This is a genomic window from Sulfitobacter sediminis (genome assembly GCF_040811725.1).
Classification (GTDB): Bacteria; Pseudomonadota; Alphaproteobacteria; order Rhodobacterales; family Rhodobacteraceae; genus Sulfitobacter; species Sulfitobacter sediminis.
The window spans coordinates 1-639 of record NZ_JBFNXX010000102.1; the positions used below are offsets into that span (position 1 = coordinate 1).

General features: G+C 61.5%; 1 protein-coding gene. It reads right to left on the reverse strand.

Annotated elements, in window-relative coordinates; translation table 11 throughout:
• On the reverse strand, nucleotides 1-639 hold a 639-nt coding region (locus AB2B41_RS23345), incomplete at both ends, for a cadherin-like domain-containing protein (RefSeq protein WP_367880227.1).

The following is a 639-nucleotide window of genomic DNA, read 5'->3' on the forward strand; positions in this document are numbered from 1 at the left end:
TTCGGCAACACGGAGAGGGTCACCGGCGTGTCCTCGTTCGTGCTCGCGCTGTCGGTGTTTGCCACCGGAGCATCGTTGACCGCATTCACAGTGATGTTGACGGTCGCGGTATCGGTGCCACCCTTTCCATCGTCCACCGTGTAGGTGAAGCTGTCGGTGCCGTTGAAGTCGGCATCCGGCGTGTAGGTGACCGTGCCGTCACCGTTGATGACGACCGTGCCATTGCTCCCGTTGGTGACGCTGTTCACGCTCAGCGTGTCGCCGTCGACATCACTGTCATTGGCGAGCAAGCTCGCGGCGCTGATGACCACCGGTGTGTCCTCATCGGTGGTCGCGCTGTCATTATTCGCCACTGGAGCATCGTTCACCGCATTCACAGTGACGTCGACTGTCGCGGTATCGGTGCCGCCGTTGCCATCGGAGACGGTGTAGGTAAAGCTGCCGGGCCCATTGTAGTCGGCATCCGGCGTGTAGGTGACTGAGCCGTCGCCATTAATCACCACAGTCCCGTTCGATGCCGCACCGACGCTCGCAACGGTCAGAGTGTCGCCGTCGACGTCACTGTCATTGGCGAGCAAGCTCGCGGCGCTGATGACCACCGGTGTGTCCTCATCGGTGGTCGCGCTGTCATTATTCGCC